1 protein-coding gene is annotated in these 1,533 nt (G+C 66.5%); it reads right to left on the minus strand.

All coding sequences use genetic code 11. The features are described 5' to 3' along the window. Nucleotides 1-8: 8 nt before the first annotated feature. Complete coding sequence (tnpC, locus tag QMK34_RS47390; RefSeq protein ID WP_442785378.1) at nt 9-1,469, minus strand: IS66 family transposase; 1,461 nt, start codon at nt 1,467-1,469, stop codon at nt 9-11. Nucleotides 1,470-1,533 lie beyond the last annotated feature (64 nt).

Genomic DNA, 1,533 nt, shown 5'->3' on the forward strand with positions numbered 1-1,533 from the left:
GTACCTATTCAGCTGGGGGTGAGTGCTGGTGGTAGCCAGGCGCCGGTGGTGAACAGTTCCCGGAGTGCGTGGAGTTTGTCGATGCCCCATTTGGTGGCGGTGTCCAGATAGGACTGAACGACAGCGAAGTCGATGAGCCCGGTGAGGGTGCGCCAGGTTCCACCTGAGGTGCGTTGCTGGATTTTGACCGGTCGGACGGCTCTTTCCGCCATATTGTTCGAAAACGGGACAGTCAGGTCGGTCGCGAACCGCAGGATCATGTCCTCGAACCGGCGGAACCGGCCGATCAGGGTGAGGGCCTCGGTGGGGAGTTGCCCACAAAGGTCCCGGTTGTCGTCGTCGCCTCGCGCCAGCGCCCCGAGGTAATGATTGCGGATCCTGGCCAGGGTAGCCGCGTCGAGAGCCTCGGCGTTGTTGTCCCGGGCCGCCCTTGCCGCGTGATGGGCTTCGAGAAGGGTGTCGGCCATCGCCGACGCCCACAGCTGCCCGACAGGATCGGCATCAGAGATCGACCGCAGGTCGCGCAGCAGGTGAGCTCCGCACCAGGCGTGCACCGCGCCGGTGAGGTGCTCATAACCGGCGTAGCCGTCACGGACCAGGACCCCGGTGAACGCCGGCAGCACACCACCGGCGTCGATATCGCCTTTGGTGCGGCCACCGACGTGCAGCAGCGTGAGGTACTCGGTGCACGCGACATGCACATACGACAGTGCCCCGGCGGCACGCCCGGTGGTCTCATCCGCATGCAGCACCGGCGCGCCGATCAGCAAGTCCCGCACGTGCGGGAGGAACGTCTTCTCCAGTTTGCGGGCCGCGCGGCCACGGACACCGGCGAGGAACCCGGTCGACACATCCACCCCGGCCAGCGCTTCGAGCAACTGCCGAGACCGCCCGATCGGGAGGTAATGCCCACACGTCAGCAATGCCGCGCGGGCCAGGGTCTCCGGACCGATCCGCACCGGCGACCCCGCCGTAGCCACCACATCGCCGTGAACGTCACCGGCATCCCACGCCGGTGTGTTCACGGTGCCGCAGCACACACAGGTTTTCGACACCCGCTGGTACTCGGTCACCACCGGCGGCGGCACCGGTGACGCATCCACCACCTGCCGCCGCTCCCGGCCACTCTCGGGCGCACCAGCCAGCGACACATCACACCCCCGGCACCGCTCCGGAGAAATCACGACCATCTCGTCGGGATCATCGATCAGGCTCCGCGACGACGACGACATACCCGGTTGCTTCCCCGGCTTGAGCCCCGAGCGGCTCCGCGACGACCGCTTCTTCGCGGGCTTCTTGCCCCACGGCGCATCCGAGGACGGCGGACGAGACGAATTCGACGAATCCTGCCCCAGCTGACGTTCCAACTCCGCAATTCGCTGATCCCGTTGCGCCAGCGCGGATTCCAACTCCTGAACACGGGCGAGCAACTGCTCGACCATCGCCTCCAACACCCCAGGAACCGCCACACCAAGATCATCCCAGGTGGGACTCAACCCACCGACATCGGCCACCAGCCAGCTGAACAGCTAC

The organism is Amycolatopsis sp. H20-H5, from assembly GCF_035828755.1.
GTDB lineage: Bacteria > Actinomycetota > Actinomycetes > Mycobacteriales > Pseudonocardiaceae > Amycolatopsis.